We start from the raw sequence: 23,683 nt of genomic DNA on the forward strand, positions 1-23,683 counted from the left end.
CGGCCCTGTCGGGACGGGGCGCCCCATTGATCATGTGGCCTGGTCACGACACGAACAGCTGGGGAGGGCACCGTCCGGTGGACGAGGCACAGATACAACAGCAGACGGGCACCGCACGGCCCGGCGCCGAGATCACCGCGGCAGGGGCCGCCGCGACCGGGGCCGCCGTGGCCGGACGGACCACGACCGGCCGCGCCCCGCGGCCCTCGTGGACGGAGTGGCTGACCACCACCGACCACAAGAAGATCGGGACGATGTACCTGGTCACCGCCTTCGTGTTCTTCCTGGTCGGCGGCGTCATGGCACTGCTGATGCGGGCCGAGCTCGCCCGCCCCGGGCTGCAGATCATGTCGAACGAGCAGTTCAACCAGGCGTTCACGATGCACGGCTCGATCATGCTGCTCATGTTCGCCATGCCGCTGTTCACCGGCTTCGCCAACTGGATCATGCCGTTGCAGATCGGCGCCCCGGACGTCGCGTTCCCGCGGCTGAACATGCTGGCCTACTGGCTCTTCCTGTTCGGCTCCTCGATCGCCGCGTTCGGATTCCTCACCCCGGGCGGTGCCGCCGACTTCGGCTGGTTCCTCTACGCGCCGCTGTCCGACGCCGTCCACTCGCCGGGGCTCGGCGCCGACCTGTGGATCATGGGCGTGGCCCTGTCCGGCTTCGGTTCGATCCTCGGCGCCGTCAACTTCATCACCACCATCATCTGCATGCGCGCCCCGGGCATGACCATGTTCCGCATGCCGATCTTCACCTGGAACGTGCTGCTGACCGCGGTGCTGGTCCTCATCGTCTTCCCGGTGCTGGCGGCGGCCCTGTTCGCGCTGGAGTGCGACCGCAAGTTCGGCAGCCACGTCTTCGACGCCGCGAACGGCGGTGCGCTGCTGTGGCAGCACCTGTTCTGGTTCTTCGGCCATCCCGAGGTCTACATCCTGGCCCTGCCGTTCTTCGGGATCGTCTCCGAGGTCGTCCCGGTCTTCGCCCGCAAGCCCATGTTCGGCTACATGGGCCTCATCGGCGCGACGATCGCGATCGCCGGCCTGTCGGTGACCGTCTGGGCGCACCACATGTACGTCACCGGCGGCGTCCTCCTGCCCTTCTTCTCCTTCATGACCTTCCTGATCGCCGTCCCCACGGGCGTGAAGTTCTTCAACTGGATCGGCACCATGTGGAAGGGGAGCCTCTCCTTCGAGACGCCGATGCTGTGGACCACGGGCTTCCTGGTGACGTTCGTCTTCGGCGGTCTGACCGGCGTCATCCTGGCCGCTCCGCCCATGGACTTCCACCTCTCCGACTCGTACTTCGTCGTCGCGCACTTCCACTACACGGTGTTCGGCACGGTCGTGTACGCGATGTTCGCCGGATTCCACTTCTGGTGGCCGAAGTTCACCGGCAAGCTCCTGGACGAACGCCTCGGGAAGATCACCTTCTGGACCCTCACGGTCGGCTTCCACCTCACCTTCCTGGTCCAGCACTGGCTGGGCGCCGAGGGCATGCCGCGCCGCTACGCCGACTACCTCGCCGCCGACGGCTTCACCGCGCTCAACACCCTCTCCACGATCGGGTCGTTCCTGCTCGGGCTGTCGATCCTGCCGTTCTGCTACAACGTCTGGAAGACCGCCAGGTACGGCAAGCCGGTCGATGCCGACGACCCCTGGGGCTACGGCCGTTCGCTGGAGTGGGCCACCTCGTGCCCGCCCCCGCGGCACAACTTCACCTCGCTGCCGCGGATCCGCTCCGAGTCGCCGGCGTTCGACCTGCACCACCCGGAGATCGCGGCGAAGGCGGCGGTGTAGCCGTGGCACAGCCCGCTCTGGCCCTGGGCACGGCCCTGCTCACCTTCGCCGGCAGCGTCTGGTACCTGCCGGCCCTCGCGGACGTGCGCGCGGGAGCGGACCGGCCCGACTCCCGCCGCAGCGCGGCGGCGGCCTGCCTGAGCGGCTGGGCCACCCTCGCCTGCCTGGCCGTGGCCCTGCTCCTGACGGAGAACTGGCGGCTCCTGGTCGCGCTGGCCGCGACGGGCAGCGCCCTCACCGCCGCGCTCCGGATCCGCGCGGCCGTGCGGAGCCGGCGTGAGGCCCGGGAGTCCGCCCGCCACTGGGCGGAGCTCCGCCGGACCCCTCCGCGCGGCGGCACCCACGACGCCCGGACCCGCTTCGCCGTCCTCCTCGGCACCGGCCTGACCGCCGCGGCGGTGACCGCGCTCCTCCTCGCGACCGGCACGCCCGGCACCTGGCCGGGCTGGACCGTGGCAGCCGTTCCCGCACTCCTGACGGCGGCGGCCCTCGCCCTCGCCAGCGGCAGGGCACGCGCGGCCCGCCGCCACACGACCCGCACCGGCTGACGCCGTCCGCCCCCGGCGGCACGGCGCCGGAAACGACGAGGGGTGCCGCACCCGGTGCGGCACCCTTCCGCTGTCACGACGCACCGTGGCGGTTCGGCCGGGCGTCGATCCGCGTGACCGTTCCGGGTGCGCCACGCGTCCCCGGCCGTTCCGCCGGGCCCTGCGCGGCCCGGCGGGCGCAGGTTCCGTCCGGGGCGGCGCCGGTCCACCGCGCGGCCGTGCCGGCGCCGGCACCCGCAGCCAGGTTGAACACCGCAGCGAGCCGCGCCGTATCCCCTTGCGGAGTGCGCCCGCGGCGGTCCCCGTCGGCCGGTGCGGGTAGCCGTGTGCCACGACGGTCGGGGCCGCGGGGCCCGCGCTCGAACGGCACGAACAGCGGGAGGCACGGCGAACGATGGGGGCGACGAGGCGATTCCCTCCGGTGACCGCCCAACCCCGGCAGGCCGAGGCCGAGCTGTGCCCTGGTCACTCCCCGGGACCGTGCCGTGGCCACTACCCGGGTGGGCGGATCCGTCGCCGCCCGGCGGCGCACCCGGCGCGCGAACGCGCCCGGCCCCCGCACCGCGCCCCCGCAGCCGACGCCGGCTCAGGGGCCGCGCCCCAAACCCCCAAGCCCCACGGCCCCCCCCGGATCCCCAGTCCCCGGCAGGCCCGGCCGCGCGGCCACACCGTCACGGTCGCCGACGCCGCCGCACACGCGCGGCGAACCGGCCCGTGTCGCCGCCGTCCCCACGTCTGCCCGGTGCCCCGGACCCCCGCACGGCCCCACCTCCCGTCCGCGACACCGGGCACCGTATGCTGCGCCCCTCCCGCGCGGGCCCCAACGGCCCGCCGGACCTGCACCGGCGCACAGACACCCCGAGGGGGACCCCGCCTCCGCGCCCCGACCCGTCCCGCGCCCGGACGGCCCCTGTGGGCCGCCCCGCCCGCCCAGTGAGGAGCAACCCTTGCCCGTCCACCACACCGCCCGCGCAGCGCTCCGGGCGGCGGCAGCCGGTGCCGGCGCGCCCGCGGCCGTTCTCGCCCTCGCCGGTCCCGCCGCCGCCCACGCCGAGGTCGAGGCAGACACCCCGCGGGCACTGGCCGAGAACGTCACCCTGACCTTCGTCTCCGAAGCCGAGTCCGACAGCGGCGGCTTCACCCGGGTGCGCGTCGTCCTGCCCGAAGGCATCGCCCCGGGCGACGTCGCCCTCGCCGGCGCCCCGGCGGGCTGGAAACTCACGGCGTCCGCCGACGGCTACACCATCGGCGGCCCCGCCCTGAAGACCGGGGTCGACGCCGCATACAGAATCAGGGTGCGGCAGTTGCCCGACGCCGAACTACTCGTGTTCAAAACGGTCGAGACCTACTCCGACGGCAAGATCTCCCGCTGGATCGAGTTGCCCACCGGCGGCGCCGAGCCCGAGGAACCCGCCCCCGTGCTGAAACTGGAGCCCCCGGCCGCCGGCGCGACCCCGCTCACGCCCGGCCCGTCCGCGGACACCGCCTCCGCCCCCGGCACCGCCCCCTCCACCGACGCCGACCGGAACGTCCCCGCCGCCGGGGCCACACCCGCGCAGGGGAAGGCCGCCGCGGAGGACGGCGGCCCCTCCACCGCCGTCATCGCCGGCTCGGCCGCCGCCGTGCTCGCCGCGCTGGGCGGCGGCTGGTGGCTCGCCCGCCGCCGGTCCTCCGGCACCGGCTGACCGCCCCCACGGCCCGCCCCGCCCCGTACCCGCACCGCCAGGACCCAGGACCCAGGACCCCGGAGACACGACGAGTGGTACGACGACGACCGGTACGACCGCTGCTACGACGACTGGCCCGCGGCGCGACACGCACCCCCGCCGCGCTGCTGACGGTGGCCGCGTTCGTCGCCCTGTTCCTCCTCGGCGGAGGCGCCCCGGCAGCCGCCCACGCGGTGATGACGGGCAGCGACCCCCGCGAGGGCACGGTCCTCAGGACGGCGCCGCGGCAGGTCACGGTGACGTTCGACGAACCCGTGGCCCTCGTCGAGAGCTCGCTGCGCGTGCTCGACCCCGACAACCGCCCGGTGACCGCCGGCGACCCGATCCACGCGGACGGCAAGGGCGACACCGCCCGCGTGCGCCTCACCGACGGCCTGGGCCGGGGCACGTACACCGTGTCCTGGCGAGTGGTGTCCGCCGACGGTCACGCCGTCTCGGGCGCGTTCACCTTCTCCTACGGCGAACCCTCGGGAACCCGCGCCTCCGCGACCACCCCCGCCGTCGACCCCGTCGTCCGCGCGCTCCACGGCACCGCACGCTACGCGGCCTACGCCGGCCTGGCCCTGCTGATCGGCGCCACCGTGTTCGTCCTCGCCTGCCGGCCCGCGCCCACGGCCGCACGGACGGCGCACCGCCTCGCCACGGCCGGCTGGTGGATCCTGCTCGCGTCCACGGCACTGCTCCTCCTCCTGCGCGGGCCGTACGACAGCGGCGACGGCGCGAGCGGGGCACTGGACCCCGGCCTGTTGGGGCACACGGCGAGCAGCAGACCCGGCATCGCGCTGCTGGCCCGGCTGGCCCTGTTGCTCGCGGTGGCCCTCCCGGCGCGGAACCGGCAGCCGGTCACCGCACTCACCCGGCGGTCGGCCGCCGCAGCCGCCCTGTGGGCACTCGCCCTGGCCGCGACCTGGGCCGCGGCCGACCACGCGGCCGTCGGCATCCAGGTCCCGGTCGCCGTGGCCGCCTCGATGCTGCACCTGGGGGCGATGGCCGTGTGGCTGGGCGGCCTGGCCGCACTGCTGACGGCGTTGTACCGGGCACCCGCCGCGGAACCGCTCCCGCCCACCGCCGTCGCCCGCTTCTCCCGGCTCGCCATGACGGCGGTGGCCGTCCTGGCCGTCACCGGCGTCTACCAGTCCTGGCGCGGCCTGGGGTCCGTCGAGGCGCTGTTCACCACCGGCTACGGCCGGATCCTCGCGTTCAAGGCCTGGGCGGTGCTGCTGATGCTCGCGGTCGCGTGGCACTCCCGCCGTCACACCGGCCGTCTGCTTCGCGTCCCCGGGCGGGAGAGGACCCCGGTCACGGTGGGCGGCGGCGCACCGGCCGCGCCACCGGACCGCGGAGCCGGCGGCGTCCCCCTCCCGGAGGGCGAGGCGCCGAACCCCGCACCCGGGCCGCACACGTACCGGCGGCGCCTGCGCCGCTGCGTACTGGCCGAGGCGGCCGTGGGCGTGGTGGTACTCGCCCTGAGCACCGTCCTGACGGGCAGTCAACCGGGACGTGCCGCCACCGAGGCCGCGGCGGTACGCCCCGTGGTGCCCGGGCAGCCGGACGTGAACCTGACCATGATCCCGTTCAACACCGGCAGCACCGCGCTCGCCGGACACGGCAGGGTCCAGATCACCCTGGAGCCCGGCCGGGTGGGCCGGAACGTCGTCGAAGCCGTCGTCTACGGCGCCGACGGCAGCCCCGTCACCGCCCCCGAACTGCGCCTGACCCTCACCCTCCGGGACCGCCGCGTCGGCCCGCTGGACGCGCACCTCGCCGACGAGGGCGGCTACTGGGGCAGCGACACCCTGGAACTGCCCGTCGCCGGGACCTGGACGATGCGGGCCACGGTCCGCACCTCCGACATCGACCAGGTCACGGTCGAGAGGACGGTGAGGATCGGACCGTGAGGGGGAGGGCGTCGTGGGCCCGGGCGCACGGCGACGCCGGTTTGACGGTCGTGGATGTGGAGGGGGCACCTCCGCTCGCGCGGATCCGGCTCGCCCCCCGGCCAGGCGCACCCGAGCGGGGGCGGGACACCTCCGCGTGAGCGGAGTCACGCCCCGGCGGGGAGGGGCGGGGAAGCGGGCGCCGGGCGCCGCGGTGGTCCCTCCCCGCCGGAGCCCCGGAGGGCCGGGCGGGTTCCCGGGGATGGAGAGGGGGGCGTTGCGGGCTGCTCGTGGAAGCCCGCAACGCCCCCCTGGCATTCACCTGAGGGGTACTCAGGAGCCTTCTGGGGCGACCGGTACGTCTGCGCGGTCACGGAGGCGCGGCGGGTGGTCAGCCGGGTGAGGACACCCGGCTGACCGTCCCTCGCACGCTCCTCCCCCCAGGAAGTGATTCCTGCCAGGACGCCCCCGATGAACAGGGGACCGCCGCTGTCGTCCTGGCAGGTGTCCAGGTCGCCGGACGGGCGTCCGGCGCACACCGTGTCGTCCGCCGCGAGGGCGGAGCCGTACGAGTTGTTGGAACCGGGGTCGGACACGACGGGGACGGTCGCGGTCGCATCCGGGAGGAGAGGGAAGGCTCCGGCGCGGCGGCCCGGGCCGGGATGCGGGCGAGCGCGCCCGCGGTGACGTGCGTGCCGCTCGACCGGGGGGCGGGGGCGGCCACTGCGCGCAGGGTGCCGAGGAATGCCGTCGCTGCATTCCGTCGTGCGCGGGTGGGCCCGGACATGCGTCTCCTCTGGGTGTTGCCGGTGGGGGGTTCGACGGGGTGTCGCGGTGGCGGGTTCGGGTTCCTCCGGCTGCTTCGAGCCGGGGGGATCGGACCTGCCCCCGTGTGCCCCGGCGAGCGGCACACCCTTACACTAGGGCGGCGTCGGTCCCCGCCCAATGAGGGAACCCCCTAACGGAGTTGGGCAGGGAAAACCCTCGGTCACCTCCCCGCCCGCCCGCACCGCAGCCGTGCGGAACCGGCGCAGCGGTCACCCCCCGACCGGTCTCGCCGGGCACGGCGCCCCGCCCCCGGTCTCACTTGGCGTGGCGTCCCGCAGCCAGCCGGACGATGTCCACCCGTGACCGGATCCCGAGCTTGCGGTAGACCCGGGTCAGTGTCGCCTCGACGGTCTTGACGCTGATGAAGAGCCGGGAGGCGATCTCGCGATTGGTGGCGCCCTCCATCACCAGTGCGGCGACCTGACGTTCCATCGACGCCAGCCCCTCCAGGGCCGACGCCTTCCCCGGCGCCGGTGCCTGCGGTGCGGCGGGCCCCGCCGTGGCTGCCGCCTCGACCTGCCGGACCCACGGCACCGCGCGGCAGCGCCGGAACAGCCGGGCCGCCTCGTCGTACGACGTCGGGCCCGGTGCCGGAGCGGTGGCCGTCCGGGTGGCGCCGAGGGGGCGGGGCCGGGTGCGCAGCCGGGCCGTCGCGAAGGCGGTCCGGGCCTCCTCCAGGCCGTATCCCAGTTTGCTCAGCCGGTCCTGAACGGACGTCAGCCGGGCGACGGCGGCGTCCAGGTCGCCGCGCGCGGCGCGCACGAGGGCCTCCGCCCGGTCCAGGACGGCGAGCACGCTCTCACGGCCCAGCCGCATGGCGTGTTCGCGGGTGACGTCGACGAGTTCCTGCGCCTCGCCGACCTCTCCGACGGCGACCAGTGCCTCGGCCAGGTCACCGTGCCAGCGGCCGCGGGCGGGGTCGGTGACGCCCAGGCCCTGTTCCAGCTCCCGCACGCGGCGCAGGGCGACGATCGCCGCCTGTGCGTCGCCGGCCACGAGGTGGGCGTAGCCGAGCGCGGCGAGGGCGCGGGAGAGGTACATCTGGTCGCCGTCCTCCTCGGCGTGTCGCGCGGCCTCCCGGGCGAGCGCCAGTGCCCGGTCGACGTCGCCGCCGGACGCCTCGGCGAGCGAGGCCAGCATCGCGGAGGCGCCTTCGCCGATGCCGGAGTCGCGGGCCAGCCGCAGGCTCTCGCGGGACAGGTCCAGGGCCCGTCCGCAGTGGCCGGTGAGCAGTTCGGTCTCGGCGAGGGCCCGCAGGAAGTGCACCTCGCTCTCGACCATGCCGCGCTGGCGGACCTCGCGGAGCAGTCCGCTGATCGTGGTGCGGGCCTCGGGCAGTTGGTCGCTCATCACGAGCCAGCGGAAGCGGGCGGCGCGGGGGCCGTTGTGGTGGCAGCTCACATAGGGGTCCTGCGGTTCCCGCAGGGCTTGCCTGACGGTCGTGGGGGCGTCCGGGTGGCCCATCAGGGTCTCGGTGGAGGCCTGCAGGGCGAGTGCCATCAGCTCGGTGCGCCGGTCAGCGCCGCGTGCGGCCAGTTCGGCGGCGTGGGCGGCCTCCTGGCGGGCTTCGGCGAAGTCCCCCTCGACGACCAGGCCGCGCCAGGCCAGCTGGTAGTGGACGAGGGCGAGCAGGCGCGGGTCGTCGCCCGCGTCCGCGAGGGCCTGCGGGAAGACGGCGTCGACGTCGGCGAGGGCCTGTCCGGCGGACTCGATCACGACCATCCACGCGCGTACCCGCTGGGCGGGTGCGGCGGCCCGGGTGAGGACCTCGCGGGCGATGTCCCGGGCCAGGTCGACCTCGCCGGCGGTGATGGCGTCCTCCGCGGCCTGCAGGCGCCGCTCGTCCGCGCTGGGCACGCTTCCGCCGGGGGTGTGCCGGGCGGCGAGCAGACCCAGGGCAGCGGCCACGGAGGGGGCGCCGCGGTCGCGGGCGAGGGCGGCGGCCTCGGCGAGCCGTGCGGCGACGTTCGGGTCGGTGCCGATGGTGGCGAGGGCGAGGTGCCGGGCCCGTTCGATGGGGTCCGAGGCGGCCGTGGACAGTGTGGCGTGGGCGGCCCGCCGTTCCTGTGCGGGGGCCTCCGCGTAGAGGGCGGCGGAGATCAGGGGATGGGCGAACCGAACGGTCGGGCCCTCCGGGTCGGTGGTGAGCAGGCCGAGTGCTGCGGCCTGGGCGCATTCGGCCTCGGCGTTCTCGCGGCCGGCCGCGTGCAGGAGGGCCGGTGTGGGGCGGGCGCCGGCGCTGGCCACGAGCAGGGTGCGCCGGGCTTCTTCGGAGAGCATGTCGAGGCGGCTGAGGACGAGTGCCCGCAGCGAGGTGGGTACCGGCAGGGGCTCGCCCGGGCGGGGCGGGGTGGGGTTCTCGCCGAGCGCGCGGCCCAGCTCCAGGGCGAAGAGGGGGTTGCCGCCGCTGGTGCGGTGGATGTCGCGGAGCGTGGAGCGGGACAGACCGGTGTAGCCGCGGGCGTCCAGGAGAGCGGAGACCTGGGTGCGGGTGAAGGGGCCGAGCCGGACGGCGAGGGTGTCGGGCGGGGAGGCGTTCAGGTGCCGGTCGTACTCCTGGTCCTCGGTGCGGGCGGCACAGACCATCTGCACGGGGGTGTCGCCGAGGCGGCGGGCGGCGAAGCCGAGTAGTTCGGCGCTGGCCGCGTCCAGCCACTGCAGGTCGTCGGCGACGATCAGGACGGGGCCGTCGGCGGCGAGCACGCGCAGGGCGGAGAGCACCGCCAGTCGCAGGGCGAGGCCGTCGCGGCGCAGGGTGGGTTCGCCGCGGCCGGTGAGAGCGGACTCCAGGGCGTCGCGCTGGGCTGCGGGGAGCTGGTCGGCGATGTCCGGGAGGACCAGGCCGAAGAGGTCGGCCAGGGCGAGGAAGGGGAGGTGGGATTCGGACTCGGTGGCCGAGCAGCGCAACACGGTGCGGGCCGCCTGGCCGTAATCCGCGGCCAATGCCCGCAGCACGGTCGACTTTCCAATTCCGGCGGGTCCGTGGAGCAGCACGCTGCCGCCCGAGGCGAGCTGCTCCCGTGCGGCGGTGAACAGCTCCTCCCTGCCGATGACCAGGTCGGGGCGGTACCTCGCAGGCTCCTGGAAGTCCCGTGGCACGGTCACCGCTCCCTCCGAGTGTCGTGTTCGGGCCAAATTCTAGGCAACGGGTCCTGCAATTCGGGCGGACGGTGTGGTGAGGGATATAACAACGAGACGCATAGAAAAATTCAAGCCACTGTCCACTGAATGGTCATCGGCCGGCAAGGCCCTGTCAGCCGGAGGTTACGGCAGGAGGCCCGCCCGCCGCGCCTCCGCCACCGCTTCTCCACGGGTGTGTGCGCCGAGCTTGCGCATGGCCGAGCGCAGATAGGACTTGACCGTCTCCGGCCGCAGCCGCAGCCGCTCGGCGGTCGTCGCGTTGGTCGCGCCGGCCGCCACGCACGACAGCACGTCCAGTTCGCGCGGCGCCAGCGCCACGGCGGGGGCTCCGGACGCCGGGGTCAGCAGGTCGCAGGCGGTCAGCAGCTCCGAGCGCAGGTACGGGTCGGTGATGCGCGGGGCCAGGGCGCGCAAGGCCGCGTGGGCCTCCCGGACCTGCTCCCAGGCGGCGGACGACCCGGACCGCGCGACGAGGGCGGGACGCGCCGCCGCGAGCAGGGCGCCCGCCTCCTCCCGTGCCACCAGCGCCTGCTCCACGTCCCTGGCCGCCGCCACGGCCTCGCTCAGGGTGCGGTCGCCGAGCGGCTGAGCGGTGCGCAGGGCGCCGTAGAGCACGCCGCGCACCCGGCGCCGCACCACCACCGGCACCGCCAGCACCGACCGCAGCCCCTCCTCGGCCACGGCCGCGTCGTACTCGTGGCTGATCTGGCGCGACGAGGAGTAGTCCGTCACCGCGTAGGGGCGCGCCAGCGCCACCGCCTTGCCGCCCAGGCCGCTGCCCGAGGCCACCGCCAGCGCCCGGAGCGCCGCGGTGACGTTGCCGCTCAGTTCGCTGATGCGCATCTGCCGCCGACCGGGGTCGACGAGGCCGCCGAAGGCGACGGGCAGCCCGGTCGCCCGTCGCAGCCGGGCCAGCGCACCGCTGATCTCCATCACCCCGGGCACGTCCGCTGTCACCTGCTCGACCCCTCTGCCGCGGCTCCTGTGCGGCCCCCACCCCCGTTCGGGGGTAGTGAGACCTGCATCACGGATTACACGATGTCTCAGAGCCGCCCGGCAATGGTCCGGAACCGCCGGAACGCACCGAGGGGCGCACCGGCGCCGGAGGGCCGGCCGTGACGGGGCCCCCGGGGGCCGCCGCCGGCCGGAACGCCCGGCGGCGGGACCGAGAAACAGGGAGGACGGATGACGACGGCTGTGACGGCGACGGAGGACTTCCGCAGGGCGAGGGACTTCCTGCTGCAGCACCGCGAGGACTACACCGCGGCACACGAGGGCTTCGCCTGGCCCCGGCCCGAGCGGTTCAACTGGGCCCTCGACTGGTTCGACGTCATCGCGGAGGGCAACGACCGCACCGCCCTGCACATCGTGGAGGAGGACGGCACCGAGACCCGGCTGTCCTTCGCCGAGTTGTCCGACCGCTCGGACCGGGTGGCGAACCGGCTGCGCGAACGCGGGGTGGCCGCCGAGGACCGGGTGCTGGTGATGCTCGGCAACCAGGCCGAACTGTGGGAGACCGCGCTCGCGGCGATGAAGCTGCGCGCCGTCGTCATCCCCGCCACTCCGCTGCTGGGCCCCGCCGACCTGCGTGACCGTGTCGAACGCGGCCGGGTGCGGCACGTGGTCGTGCGGGCGGCCGACACCGGCAAGTTCGACGAGGTGCCCGGCACCTACACCCGTATCGCCGTCGGCGGCGCGGGCGGGGACTGGCAGCCCTACGAGGAGGCGTACGACGCCCCGGCCGGTTTCACCCCGGACGGGCCGACCCGCGCCGACGACCCGCTGATGCTCTACTTCACCTCGGGCACCACCGCCCGGCCCAAGCTGGTGGAGCACACCCACACCTCGTACCCGATCGGGCACCTGGCCACCATGTACTGGATCGGCCTCGTCCCCGGCGACGTGCACCTGAACATCTCCTCGCCCGGCTGGGCCAAGCACGCCTGGTCCAACCTCTTCGCCCCGTGGAACGCCGAGGCGACGGTCTTCATCCACAACTACACCCGCTTCGACGCCGCCCGGCTCATGGCGGAGATGGACCGCGCCGGGGTGACCACCTTCTGCGCACCGCCGACCGTCTGGCGCATGCTCATCCAGGCTGACCTCACGCAGCTCGCCACACCGCCGCGGGAGGTGGTGGCCGCCGGTGAGCCGCTCAACCCGGAGGTCATCGAGCAGGTCCGGCGGGCCTGGGGGGTCACCATCCGGGACGGTTTCGGGCAGACGGAGACGGCCGTGCAGGTCGCCAACAGCCCCGGCCAGCCGCTGAAGACGGGGTCCATGGGCCGCCCCAGCCCCGGCTACCGGGTCGAGCTGCTCGACCCGGTCACCGGCGCGCCGGGCGCGGTCGAGGGGGAGATCGCCCTCGACCTGTCCGGCCACCCGGTCGGCCTGATGACGGGCTACCACGGCGACGCCGACCGCACCGCGGAGGCGATGGCCGGCGGTTACTACCGCACCGGCGACATCGGCTCCCGTGACGCGGACGGCTACATCACCTACGTCGGCCGCGCCGACGACGTCTTCAAGGCCTCCGACTACAAGATCAGCCCGTTCGAGCTGGAGAGCGCCCTGCTGGAGCACGGGGCGGTCGCCGAGGCCGCCGTCGTCCCCGCCCCGGACGAGCTGCGCCTGGCGGTGCCGAAGGCCTACGTGGTGCTGGCGCAGGGCTGGGAGCCCGGACCGGACACCGCCAAGGTGATCTTCGAGCACAGCCGTGAGGTCCTCGCCCCCTACAAGCGCATCCGGCGTCTGGAGTTCGGCACGCTGCCCAAGACCGTCTCCGGCAAGATCCGCCGGATCGAGCTGCGTGAGGCCACGGCCGCCGGATCCGGCGCCGAGTACCGCGAGGAGGACTTCCGGTGAGCGACCTGTCGTACACCCACGGGACGAGCGGGACCGCCCTGCTCGGCGGCACGATCGGCGCCGACCTCGACCGGGCGGTGGACGCCTGGCCGGACCGCGAGGCGCTGGTCGACGTGCCGTCCGGGCGGCGCTGGACCTACGCCGAGTTCGCCGCGGACGTCGAGAGGCTGGCGTACGCGCTGATCGCGGCCGGGATCACCAAGGGCGACCGGGTGGGCGTCTGGGCCGTCAACTGCCCCGAGTGGGTCCTGGTCCAGTACGCCACGGCCCGTATCGGCGCCGTCATGGTGAACATCAATCCGGCCTACCGGACCCACGAGGTCGAGTACGTCCTCAACCAGGCCGGGGTCTCGCTGCTCTTCGCCTCCCTGCGGCACAAGGGCAGCGACTACCGGGCGATGGTGGAGCAGGTGCGGCCCCGCTGCCGGGCGCTGCGCGAGACGGTCTACATCGGGGACCCGACCTGGGACGCGCTGGTCGCCCGCGGGACCCCCGCCCCGTTCCCGGAGCTGTCCTGCGACGACCCGATCAACATCCAGTACACGTCGGGCACGACCGGCTTCCCCAAGGGGGCCACGCTCTCCCACCACAACATCCTCAACAACGGCTACTTCGTCGGCGAGCTGATCGGCTACTCGGAGCAGGACCGGGTCTGCGTTCCGGTGCCCTTCTACCACTGCTTCGGCATGGTGATGGGGAACCTGGCCGCCACCTCACACGGCGCCTGCATCGTCGTCCCCGCCCCCTCCTTCGACCCGAAGGCCACCCTGGAGGCCGTCCAGCAGGAGCGCTGCACCTCGCTGTACGGCGTCCCGACCATGTTCATCGCCGAGCTGAACCTGCCGGACTTCGCCTCCTACGACCTCTCCTCGCTGCGGACGGGCATCATGGCGGGCTCCCCGTGCCCCGTGGAGGTCATGAAGCGGGTGGTCGCCGAGATGCACATGCGGGAGGTCTCCATCTGCTACGGCATGACGGAGACGTCCCCGGTGTCGCTGCAGACACGGATGGACGACGACCTGGAGCACCGCACCGGCACCGTCGGCCGCGTCCTGCCGCACATCGAGGTGAAGGTCGTCGACCCGGCCACCGGCGTGACCCTGCCGCGCGGCGGCGCGGGGGAGCTGTGCACCCGCGGCTACAGCGTCATGCTGGGCTACTGGGACGAGCCCGGGAAGACCGCCGAGGCCGTCGACGCCGGGCGATGGATGCACACCGGGGACCTGGCGGTGATGCGGGAGGACGGCTACGTCGAGATCGTCGGCCGCATCAAGGACATGATCATCCGGGGCGGCGAGAACATCTACCCCCGTGAGGTCGAGGAGTTCCTCTACGGTCACCCGAAGATCCAGGACGTACAGGTGGTCGGCGTGCCGCACGAGACGTACGGCGAGGAGGTGCTCGCCTGCGTCATCCCGCGCGACCCGGCGGACCCGCCGACGCTGGAGGAGGTGCGCGACCACTGCGCGGGGCGCCTGGCGCACTACAAGGTCCCCAGCCGGATCCAGGTGCTGGACTCCTTCCCGATGACGGTGTCGGGGAAGGTGCGCAAGGTGGAGCTGCGGGAGAGGTACACGGTCTGATCCGCCTCGGCGGGACGGGGCGGCCGCCCCCGCCGTGCGGCCGGTCGCGGGCGGGTACCGGCCGCACGGCCGATCAGTGCGGGTCCGTGCCGGCCAGCTCGCGGGCCGGGCCGTTGACGGGCAGCGGGGTTCCCGCCGGGCCCAGGACGAACAGTGGGACGCCCAGCGAGTCGGCGCGGTCGCGGGCGTCGGGGGTGTAGCCGGTCAGCGAGAAGTAGACGCAACCCGCCGACTCCGTCATCGCCGTCAGCCAGAGGCACTCCACGTCCCGCAGGGAGGCCCGGCACGCCGTCGGGTCGACCTGGGCGAGCATGCCGCGGGCGGCCAGGCCGATGCCGTTCGGAGGCCGCTGGTCGGCCCGGCGCACGTCCGGGTAGCCGAGCCAGCGCAGATACAGCGCGGCGACCAGGACGGCGTCCCGTGCGGTGCGGATCGCCACCGGCCGGAACGCGCCGCTCCCTCGTGCCGGGGCGCCGGGCGCTCCCGCGGCCGCGCCGGCCGGCCGCGGGATCCGGTCCGGGGCTGCCTCCGCCTCGGCCCTCGGCGCGGCGTCCGGACGCGCCTCCGGTCGCCGCGCCGGCGCCGCGGGCCCTGCATCGGCCCAGCCCTGCGCGCCCGCCGCCGTCACGGTCTCTGCCTCCGGCTCGGCGTCCCCGCGGGCGACCGGAAGCCTGAGCACCGTCCCGCACGGGCAGTCCAGCTCCGGCTGCGGCCACTGCCCCCGCCGGCCGCAGGCCGGGCAGTTCACCGCGATCCACTGCTCGTCCCAGACGCGGTGGGTGACGGCCGTCGGGGCCGTTTCTGCGTCCAGCGGCGGGGCGACCGGGGCGCCGCAGGCGCAGGGATAGGCGGGCGCCGCGTACAGGTGCTCGCGGCGGCAGGCGGGGCAGCGCACCGGCACGCTCTTGGTCATGGCCCACTCCAGGACGGCTTCGCGTCGGGTCAGCGCCCCCCATGGTGCTCCACGCGCCCCCCGCTTGTCCGTCTCTTGACGGCCGTTCGCCCATCCGCCTACATTGCTTCCAGATAGTAGAAGATACTTTCCGCTATACGGAATCTGGACTCACCGCAGGGCGCGACGGGAGTGCGAATCCGACAGCCGAAGCAGGAGTACTCGATGGCTCGTATGACCGCTGCCCGCGCGGCAGTTGAGATCCTCAAGCGAGAGGGCGTCACGGACGCCTTCGGTGTGCCGGGCGCCGCGATCAACCCCTTCTACAAGGCGCTGAAGGAGGGTGGTGGCATCGCGCACACCCTCGCCCGCCACGTCGAGGGCGCCTCGCACATGGCCGAGGGCTACACCCGCACCGCGCCGGGCAACATCGGGGTCTGCATCGGCACCTCCGGTCCTGCCGGCACCGACATGATCACCGGCCTGTACTCGGCCATCGGCGACTCGATCCCGATCCTGTGCATCACGGGCCAGGCGCCCACCCACGTCATCCACAAGGAGGACTTCCAGGCCGTCGACATCGCGTCGATCGCCAAGCCGGTCACCAAGATGGCGGTCACCGTGCTGGAGGCCGCACAGGTGCCCGGGGTGTTCCAGCAGGCCTTCCACCTGATGCGCTCCGGACGTCCCGGCCCCGTCCTGATCGACCTGCCGATCGACGTCCAGCTCACCGAGATCGAGTTCGACCCGGAGACGTACGAGCCGCTGCCCGTCTACAAGCCGGCCGCGACCCGCGCGCAGATCGAGAAGGCACTCTCCTTCCTGCTGGCCGCCGAGCGCCCGGTCATCGTCGCCGGGGGCGGCATCGTCAGTGCCGACGCCTCGGACCTGCTGGTCGAGTTCGCGGAGCTGACCCAGACGCCCGTCGTCCCCACCCTGATGGGCTGGGGCACCCTGCCGGACGACCACGAGCTGAACGCCGGCATGGTCGGCGTGCAGACCTCGCACCGGTACGGCAACGCCAACTTCCTGGAGTCCGACGTCGTCCTCGGCATCGGCAACCGCTGGGCCAACCGCCACACCGGCTACAAGCTGGACGTCTACCGGCAGGGCCGCAAGTTCGTGCACGTCGACATCGAGCCCACGCAGATCGGCAAGATCTTCCCGCCGGACTACGGCGTCGTCTCCGACGCCGGGGCCGCCCTGGAACTCCTCGTCGAGGTGGCCCGGGAACTCAAGGCGGCGGGCCGGCTCCCGGACCGGTCCGCGTGGGTCGCCTCCACCCAGGAGCGCAAGGCCACCCTGCTGCGCCGCACCCACTTCGACGACGTGCCGATGAAGCCGCAGCGCGTGTACGAGGAGATGAACAGGGCCTTCGGTCCCGAGACCCGGTACGTCACCACCATCGGCCTCTCCCAGATCGCCGGCGCTCAGATGCTGCACGTCTACAAGCCGCGCCACTGGATCAACTGCGGTCAGGCCGGCCCGCTCGGCTGGACGATCCCCGCGGCGATCGGGGTCGCCAGGGCCGACCCCGAGGCCCCGGTCGTCGCGCTCTCCGGCGACTACGACTTCCAGTTCCTCATCGAGGAGCTGACGGTGGCCGCGCAGCACCGGATCCCCTACGTCCACGTCCTGGTCAACAACGCCTACCTCGGCCTGATCCGCCAGGCGCAGATCGGCCTCGACATCAACTTCCAGGTCAACCTGGAGTTCGAGAACATCAACTCCCCGGAGATCGGCGTCTACGGTGTCGACCACGTCAAGGTCGCCGAGGGCCTTGGCTGCAAGGCGATCCGGGTCACCGAGCCGGAGCAGCTGGGGGCTGCCTTCGAACAGGCGAAGAAGCTGGCCGCCGAGTACCGGGTGCCGGTCGTCGTCGAGGCGATCCTGGAGCGGATCACCAACATCTCGATGAGCCGCACCATGGACATCAGCGACATCTCCGAGTTCGAGGACCTGGCCACCGAGCCCGGCCACGCGCCCACCGCGATCAGGCCGCTGAAGGTCTGACCCGCCGATCAGCCCAGGGGGCGGTCCCGTACGACGTACGGGACCGCCCCCGTTGCCGTGCCCTCGCCCCGTGCGACCGGAACGGGGCGCGGGCACGCGCCTCGCCCTCGTGCGCGACCGAGCCGGGGCACTGTCCGGGGCGGGGTTGTATCCGCGCCGGAGCCGTGTCCGGGGCGGAGCCCGGATGCCCGTGCGGGGTCTCGCCGGCGGCTGGGTCCCTACGTCCCCCCGGGTGCGTTCGTGCCGTGTTCGTGGTGCTCCGACAGGCCGGGCCAGTCGTCCGGGCCGCCGCCCTGCCATTCGATGAGGTCGCTGGCGGCCACGTCCGTCACGTACAGGTCCGCCAGCCGCAGGATCTCGCTCACGTCGTCCACGTGTGTGGCGATCCCGAGCGTCTCCGTGCCCGCGGTGACGCGCCGCGAGCCGTCCAGCGCCGGGGCGTGCACCACCACGTGCTGATGCCCGGTCCGGTGTGCCATGCCTTCAGGCTGCGGCGTGCGCAGCGGATCCGCACCCCGGACGGTTCCGGCTTCGCTTCTCGCGACCGCAGAGAACCGCAGGCGCCCCCGCCGCGGGGGTCGGCGGGGGCGCCTGCGCCGAAGGCGGGGACCGCTGGAGCCCTGCCGTGGGGGCCGCCGCCCTGCGGGATTCCACCGGACAGGGGCGGGGTGCCTGCGGCAGGTGGGGTGCGTGCACCGAGGGGTGCGGTGCGCCGGGCGGGGCGCCTGCGGCAAAGGGAGAGCGCCGGGTACGGGACCGTCCGTACCCGGCGCTCGCCGGCCCATGGGGCCGGGGCCTGATGGCCGTCCGACGGCGCGAGGCTGGGCGCGACAGGACGTTCGCGCCGCCGGACGGAGTCTGTTGCTCCCCTCTCGGGGCCTGTGGCTGGGACCGCGGCGGATACGACGGATCCGGGAGCCCTCCCCTCACGTCGGGAAGGGGTTCCCGGTCCTTCACCACCGCACTGGCTCGCACCCCGCCGCGGTCCTCGCCCTGCCCGCCGTACCGTCGATCACCCCTCATCCGGATCGCTCGGCGGCGGGTCGTGTGCGTCCGGGTCCGGCCTCCCCGCCGGGCCCGGACGCAGCCCGGGGGCTCAGTCCTCGCGCAGGGCGCGGACCGCCTCCTCCACCAGCCGGCCGTACTCCGGGTCGGCGGCGTGGAAGTGGGCCAGGTTCTTCTCGACGACGTCGTCGCGGGAGACCTGGGACAGGCCGCCGGCGATGTTCGCGACCAGACGGGACCGCTCCTCCGGCGACATCAGCCGGAACAGCTCGCCGGCCTGGAAGAAGTCGTCGTCCTTGGTGTGCTGCGGCGCCGCGTGGGTGCCGGACCAGCCCGTCACCGCCAGCGGGGCCGACAGCGGGCGGCCGGTCTCGGCCGGGCCGTCGTAGGAGTTCGGCTCGTAGTTCTTGGCGTGGCGGCCCTGGCCGTTGCCGGCCATGACGCCGTCCCGGCCGTAGTTGTCCGCCCCGCCCGGCACGGCCTTCGGCGCGTTCACCGCGAGCTGGGTGTGGTTGACGCCCAGGCGGTAGCGGTGGGCGTCGGCGTAGGCGAACAGCCGGCCCTGGAGCATCTTGTCGGGCGAGGGGCCGATGCCGGGCACGAAGTTGTTCGGCGAGAACGCGGCCTGCTCCACCTCGGCGAAGACGTTGTCGGGGTTGCGGTCGAGCACCAGGCGGCCCACGCGCTGCAGCGGGTAGTCCTTGTGCGGCCACACCTTGGTCAGGTCGAACGGGTTGAAGCGGTAGTCGGCCGCCTCGGCCGCCGGCATGACCTGGACGTACAGGGTCCAGGACGGGTGCACCCCGCGTTCGATGGCCTGCAGCAGGTCCGTCTGGTGGGTGTTGGGGTCCTGGCCCGCGGCCTCCTGGGCCTGCTCGGTGGACAGGCAGCGGACGCCCTGGTTCGTCTTGAAGTGGTACTTGACGAAGAAGGCCTCGCCCCGACCGTTGGTCCACTGGTAGGTGTGCGAGCCGTAGCCGTTCATGTGGCGGTACGACGCCGGGATGCCGCGGTCGCCCATGAGCCAGGTGACCTGGTGGGTGGCCTCGGGGGAGTGGGCCCAGAAGTCCCAGACGTTGTCGGGTTCCTGCTTGCCGGTGAACGGGTCGCGCTTCTGCGAGTGGATGAAGTCCGGGAACTTGATCGGGTCCTTGATGAAGAACACCGGGGTGTTGTTGCCGACGAGGTCGTAGTTGCCCTCCTCGGTGTAGAACTTCACCGCGAAGCCGCGCGGGTCGCGCACGGCGTCCGCGCCGCCGAGCGAGTCGGCGACCGTGGAGAAGCGCACGAACACCTCGGTGCGGCGGCCCACCGTGCTCAGGAAGCCGGCACGGGTGAGGCCGGTGACGTCGTCGGTCACCTCGAAGTGGCCGTACGCGCCGGAGCCCCGCGCGTGCACCACGCGCTCCGGGATGCGCTCGCGGTTGAAGCGCGCGAGCTTCTCCAGGAGGTGCTGGTCCTGGATCAGGAGCGGGCCGCCGACGCCGGCGGAAGCGGAATTCTGGTTGTCGGCGACCGGGGCGCCGGACTCGGTGGTGAGCACGCGCTTCGACATGTGGACCTTCCGTGCGGGTGTCAGCGGAAACCTGTTTCCGCTTCGTGGAGCCTAGAAGTGGGGTGATCTGAGCGTCAACAGTTTGTTGAAGTGGATTCCGGGTCACGGCACCGCAAGGGGCGCGACGGGACAGGTGTCAGCGGCACCGCGACCCGGAAGTCGGGAACCGGGCGGGGGCCCGGTGCCGAGCCGCAGCCGGGGACCGGCGGCGGTCCGGGGCTCGACGGGGTCCCGCCTCGGCGGGATCTCAGAGCCGGGCGCCCGAGAGGCGCTCGACCGCGCGCAGCAGTGCCGAGTGGTCCAGGCCTCCGTCGCCCTGCGCGCGCAGGGAGGCGACCAGCTGGGCGACCACGGCGCCGACGGGCAGGGCGGCGCCGACGCTGCGGGCGGCGTCGGTGACGATGCCCATGTCCTTGTGGTGCAGGTCGATGCGGAAGCCGGGCTTGAAGTCGCGCGCGAGGAAGTTGTCCTTCTTCCGCGTCAGCACGGTCGAGCCGGCCAGGCCGCCGTTGAGGACGTCCAGCGCAGCCTTCAGGTCGACGCCGGACTTCTCCAGGAAGACCACGGCTTCGGCGCACGCCTGGATGTTGACGGCGACGATGAGCTGGTTGGCCGCCTTCACCGTCTGGCCCGAACCGTGCGGCCCGCACAGCACGATGGTCTTGCCGAGGGCCTCGAAGATCGGCTCGGCCTCGTCGAAGTCGGCCTGCGCGCCGCCGGCCATGATGGACAGCACGGCCTCCACGGCGCCCGCCTCACCGCCGGAGACGGGGGCGTCCAGGACGCGGATGCCCTTGCCCTCGGCGGCCCTGGCCAGGTCGATCGAGGTCTGCGGGGTGATCGACGACATGTCGATCAGCAGCGCGCCGGACCGGGCGTTCTCCAGGATGCCGTCCGGGCCGTACGCGATGGCCTCGACCTGCGGGGATGCCGGGACCATCGTGATGACGACGTCGGCGTCGCGCACCGCCTCGGCGAGGGAGGAGGCCGCGGTGCCGCCGGCGGCGGTCAGGCGGTCCAGCTTCTCCTGCTCCAGGGTGTAGCCGGTGACCCGGTAGCCCGCCTTGAGGAGGTTCTCGGACATGGGGGAGCCCATGATGCCGAGGCCGATCCAGGCGATCTTGGGAAGCGTCTTGCTCATGATGGGGTGCCTCTCGGTGCGGGGGTGTTCAGCGGGCGGCGCGGGCCCGGACGGGCAGCCAGTCGAAGGCCTCGGCGCTCGGGCGGTCGCCGGGCTTGTACTCCAGGCCGACCCAGCCGTCGTAGCCGGACTTCCCGAGCAGGTCGAGCAGGTCCGCCAGGGGGAGGGAGCCCGTGCCCGGGGCGCCGCGGCCGGGGTTGTCGGCGATCTGGACGTGGCCGGTCCTCGCGCCGTACCGCTCGATCACGGACGGCAGGTCCTCGCCGTTCATGGACAAGTGGTAGAGGTCCATGAGGAACGCGGCGTTCCCGAGGCCGGTCGCCTCGTTCACCCGGTCCACGACGCCGACCGCTGCCGGGGCGCTCACCAGCGGGTACCGCGGGGACTCGGGCTGGTTCAGCGCCTCGATCAGCAGGGTCGCGCCGATCCGGCTCGCGGCCCGGGCCGCGAGGACCAGGTTCTCCAGCGCGAGTGCGTCCTGCTCGGCCGGCTCGACGCCCTCGATGCGGTTGCCGTACAGCGCGTTGAGCGCCGCGCAGCCGAGTGAGGCCGCGAGGTCCGCGGCCACGTCGATGTTGGCGCGGAACCGCTCCGACTCCTCGCCGGGCACCGACAGGGCCCCGCGGTCCGGGCCGGGCAGCTGCCCGGCGTAGAAGTTCAGGCCTGTCAGCTGTACGCCCGCGTCCTCGATCGCCTTCCTCAGGTCGTCGAGTTCGGACTGCGCGGGCGTCGGGGTGTCGATCCAGGGCCACCACAGCTCGACCGCGGTGAAGCCGGCCGCCGCCGCGGCGGCGGGGCGCTCCAGGAGCGGGAGTTCCGTGAAGAGGATCGACAGGTTGACGTTGAAGCGCTGGTCTGCGAATCCCATCGGGTGCCGCGCTCCCTTCCGTGTCGAGATTCCGTATTGCGGAAGTTAGTTTCTGCTTATTGGAAGATTGCCGTCGGGTGTCGGAGCTTGTCAAGAGGGGTCGGCGTAACGCGGTCCCGCGCGTTAGGTTGTCCGCGTGCGATTGAGAGTGGAGTTCACGACCGAACCCTTCGATCTCGACGAGGCGCCTGCGCACGCGCTCGTGGCCCGCGAGGTCGTCGAGGCGGCCCGGCTGGACGCTGTGGACGTCGGCCCCTTCGGCAATACCGCGGAGGGAGGCGCCGATCAGGTGCTCACGGCGGTCGACGCCCTGCTGCGCAAGGCTCTGCAGGCCGGTGCCACCCGGGTGTCGCTGCAGGTCAACGTGGTCGAGGAGGGCGCGTGACCGGGGCCGCGGACGAGCCGTTCATCGCCGCCGTGAAGCCGCTGGTCGATGCCATGGGTGGCGAGATGCTGCCGCCCGACGAGGCCGGGCCCGAGGACGTGGTGCTCGCCTGGGAGGGCGTCGACGCGGTCGCCGTGCGCCTGCCTCAGCTCGCCGACTCCCTCGACCACATCCTGGCCGCCATGGAGCGCAGGAGGGGCGAGCCGCTGGCGGACCTGGACCGCAGGTCCAAGCAGGAGGTCGTGCGGATACTGGAGGCGCGGGGTGCCTTCTCCGTGCGGCACGGCGTGGAGACCGTGGCGAGCGCGCTCGGTGTCAGTCGCTTCACCGTCTACAACTACCTCAACCGCGAGAAGGGGGCCTGACCGAGGCGTCGTCGCGGGGGTCCTCGCCGTGGCCGGCCGCCGTCCCGGGGTGGCGGCTTTTCGTAACACCGAATTTTCAACAAAGTGTTGACGTCGACTTTCGGAGGGCGTTAGCTGTCGGCAGCCCGTTCAGCACGCAGGCCGTTCGCGGCAACGGAGGCTCCCGTGACTTCCCCATCCACACCCCCGGGCCCGGCCCGTCTCAACGACCTTGAGGAGCCCGCGGCACTCGCCGCCCTCCACGAGGTGTGCGCCTCCACCACCTGGGCGAAGCGGCTGCTGGCGGCCCGCCCCTATGCCACGGCGGACGCGTTGTACGCCGCCGGTGACGCCGCCACGGCCGAGCTGACCGCTCAGGACCTGGAGGAGGCGATGGCCGGCCACCCGCCGATCGGCCGCCCCAAGCCGGGCGACCCGACCTCGGCGCGCGAACAGCGCGGCATGGCGGGCGCCTCCGAGGAGCTCAGGTCCCGGATGCTGGAACTGAACCTGGCCTACCAGGAGAAGTTCGGCCACGTCTTCCTCATCTGTGCCACCGGCAGGACCGCCGAGCAGATGCGGGACGCGGTCGAGGAGCGGATCGGGAACTCGCCGGAGCAGGAGCGGGAGATCGTCCGCACCGAGCTCGGCAAGATCAACCGCATTCGTCTGGCACGACTCGTCGAAGAGGACTGACAGCAGCATGAGCACGAGCACCACCGCCTCCGTGTCCACGCACATCCTGGACACCTCGCTCGGCCGCCCTGCCGAGGGTGTCGCCGTCCACCTCAGCGCCCGTGGCGGGCGGGAGGCGGACTGGGAGGCGCTCGGCGGTTCGGCGACCGACGCGGACGGGCGGTGCAAGGACCTGCCGGCACTGCCGGAGGGGACCACCCACGTACGGCTCGACTTCGCCGTCGAGGCGTACTTCGAAGACAGAACCGCGAAGAAGCAAGCCGATGCGCAGCAGGACGCCCCCGCGAATCGGGACAGCGGACCGGGCGTGTTCTTCCCCGAGGTGGCGATCACGTTCGCCGTCGTGCCGGGCGAGCACTACCACGTACCGCTGCTGCTCAACCCGTTCGGCTACTCCGTTTACCGAGGGAGCTAGC

18 protein-coding genes and 1 pseudogene are annotated in these 23,683 nt (G+C 73.3%); 11 read left to right on the forward strand and 8 right to left on the reverse strand.

Annotated features, from left to right (window positions below; genetic code table 11):
* Positions 1-77: 77 nt before the first annotated feature.
* The 4 genes from ctaD to I3F54_RS23075 all read left to right on the forward strand — a co-directional run bounded on the left by ctaD (position 78) and on the right by I3F54_RS23075 (position 5,972).
* Positions 78-1,799 carry a cytochrome c oxidase subunit I gene (gene ctaD / locus I3F54_RS23060; protein ID WP_240120755.1) on the forward strand — a complete coding sequence of 574 codons (1,722 nt, stop codon included), beginning with the start codon at positions 78-80 and terminating at the stop codon, positions 1,797-1,799.
* Between the two features lie 2 nt (positions 1,800-1,801).
* Positions 1,802-2,347, forward strand: coding sequence for a hypothetical protein (locus I3F54_RS23065; protein ID WP_240120756.1), 546 nt, complete (start codon positions 1,802-1,804; stop codon positions 2,345-2,347).
* Positions 2,348-3,294: 947 nt separating this feature from the next.
* A complete protein-coding gene (locus I3F54_RS23070; RefSeq protein ID WP_240120757.1) occupies positions 3,295-4,032 on the forward strand; it encodes a DUF1775 domain-containing protein in 738 nt (245 codons plus the stop codon).
* Between the two features lie 74 nt (positions 4,033-4,106).
* Entirely contained in the window at positions 4,107-5,972 is a 1,866-nt protein-coding gene (locus tag I3F54_RS23075; RefSeq protein ID WP_308373818.1) for a copper resistance protein CopC, read from the forward strand.
* A 341-nt stretch (positions 5,973-6,313) separates the two neighbouring features.
* On the opposite strand, the pseudogene I3F54_RS32575 reads toward I3F54_RS23075, so the two are convergent.
* The 3 genes and pseudogenes from I3F54_RS32575 to I3F54_RS23090 all read right to left on the reverse strand — a co-directional run.
* Positions 6,314-6,565, reverse strand: a pseudogene (locus I3F54_RS32575) (trypsin-like serine protease); the annotation flags it as partial.
* Between the two features lie 469 nt (positions 6,566-7,034).
* Positions 7,035-9,884, reverse strand: a complete 2,850-nt coding sequence (locus I3F54_RS23085) for a LuxR family transcriptional regulator (RefSeq protein ID WP_240120758.1) — start codon at positions 9,882-9,884, stop codon at positions 7,035-7,037.
* Between the two features lie 159 nt (positions 9,885-10,043).
* Positions 10,044-10,877 carry a helix-turn-helix transcriptional regulator gene (locus I3F54_RS23090; protein ID WP_240120759.1) on the reverse strand — a complete coding sequence of 278 codons (834 nt, stop codon included), beginning with the start codon at positions 10,875-10,877 and terminating at the stop codon, positions 10,044-10,046.
* A gap of 228 nt (positions 10,878-11,105) precedes the next feature.
* Here I3F54_RS23090 and I3F54_RS23095 point away from each other — a divergent pair, with 228 nt between their 5' ends.
* A complete protein-coding gene (locus I3F54_RS23095) occupies positions 11,106-12,785 on the forward strand; it encodes an AMP-binding protein (protein ID WP_240120760.1) in 1,680 nt (559 codons plus the stop codon).
* Positions 12,782-14,368 carry an AMP-binding protein gene (locus I3F54_RS23100; RefSeq protein ID WP_240120761.1) on the forward strand — a complete coding sequence of 529 codons (1,587 nt, stop codon included), beginning with the start codon at positions 12,782-12,784 and terminating at the stop codon, positions 14,366-14,368. Before I3F54_RS23095 ends, I3F54_RS23100 begins: the two co-directional genes overlap by 4 nt.
* A 73-nt stretch (positions 14,369-14,441) precedes the next feature.
* Here I3F54_RS23100 and I3F54_RS23105 read toward each other — a convergent pair whose 3' ends face one another.
* Positions 14,442-15,281, reverse strand: coding sequence for a hypothetical protein (locus tag I3F54_RS23105; RefSeq protein WP_240120762.1), 840 nt, complete (start codon positions 15,279-15,281; stop codon positions 14,442-14,444).
* A gap of 204 nt (positions 15,282-15,485) precedes the next feature.
* Here I3F54_RS23105 and gcl point away from each other — a divergent pair, with 204 nt between their 5' ends.
* Positions 15,486-17,273 (forward strand): glyoxylate carboligase, encoded by a 1,788-nt coding sequence (gene gcl / locus I3F54_RS23110; protein ID WP_240120763.1) that lies wholly within the window; start codon positions 15,486-15,488, stop codon positions 17,271-17,273.
* Positions 17,274-17,491: 218 nt separating this feature from the next.
* Here gcl and I3F54_RS23115 read toward each other — a convergent pair whose 3' ends face one another.
* The 4 genes from I3F54_RS23115 to I3F54_RS23130 all read right to left on the reverse strand — a co-directional run bounded on the left by I3F54_RS23115 (position 17,492) and on the right by I3F54_RS23130 (position 21,842).
* Positions 17,492-17,752, reverse strand: coding sequence for a hypothetical protein (locus I3F54_RS23115; RefSeq protein WP_240120764.1), 261 nt, complete (start codon positions 17,750-17,752; stop codon positions 17,492-17,494).
* Between the two features lie 617 nt (positions 17,753-18,369).
* Positions 18,370-19,833, reverse strand: a complete 1,464-nt coding sequence (locus I3F54_RS23120) for a catalase (RefSeq protein WP_240120765.1) — start codon at positions 19,831-19,833, stop codon at positions 18,370-18,372.
* 247 nt (positions 19,834-20,080) lie between these two features.
* On the reverse strand, positions 20,081-20,974 hold the full coding sequence (locus tag I3F54_RS23125) for a 2-hydroxy-3-oxopropionate reductase (RefSeq protein WP_240120766.1): 894 nt from the start codon (positions 20,972-20,974) through the stop codon (positions 20,081-20,083).
* A gap of 28 nt (positions 20,975-21,002) precedes the next feature.
* Positions 21,003-21,842: a TIM barrel protein gene (locus tag I3F54_RS23130; protein ID WP_240120767.1), complete on the reverse strand. Its 840-nt coding sequence runs from the start codon at positions 21,840-21,842 to the stop codon at positions 21,003-21,005.
* 136 nt (positions 21,843-21,978) lie between these two features.
* On the opposite strand from I3F54_RS23130, the gene I3F54_RS23135 reads away from it, so the two are divergent.
* The 4 genes from I3F54_RS23135 (at position 21,979) to uraH (ending at position 23,682) form a co-directional block, all read left to right on the forward strand.
* Positions 21,979-22,227: a thiamine-binding protein gene (locus tag I3F54_RS23135; RefSeq protein WP_240120768.1), complete on the forward strand. Its 249-nt coding sequence runs from the start codon at positions 21,979-21,981 to the stop codon at positions 22,225-22,227.
* Complete coding sequence (locus I3F54_RS23140; protein ID WP_240120769.1) at positions 22,224-22,592, forward strand: helix-turn-helix domain-containing protein; 369 nt, start codon at positions 22,224-22,226, stop codon at positions 22,590-22,592. The genes I3F54_RS23135 and I3F54_RS23140 overlap by 4 nt, the downstream gene beginning before the upstream one ends.
* A gap of 165 nt (positions 22,593-22,757) precedes the next feature.
* Complete coding sequence (uraD, locus tag I3F54_RS23145) at positions 22,758-23,267, forward strand: 2-oxo-4-hydroxy-4-carboxy-5-ureidoimidazoline decarboxylase (RefSeq protein WP_240120770.1); 510 nt, start codon at positions 22,758-22,760, stop codon at positions 23,265-23,267.
* Positions 23,268-23,274: 7 nt separating this feature from the next.
* Complete coding sequence (gene uraH, locus I3F54_RS23150; protein WP_240120771.1) at positions 23,275-23,682, forward strand: hydroxyisourate hydrolase; 408 nt, start codon at positions 23,275-23,277, stop codon at positions 23,680-23,682.
* The last annotated feature ends 1 nt before the right edge of the window (position 23,683 follow it).

It is taken from the genome of Streptomyces sp. MUM 2J (assembly GCF_022414535.1).
Classification (GTDB): Bacteria; Actinomycetota; Actinomycetes; order Streptomycetales; family Streptomycetaceae; genus Streptomyces.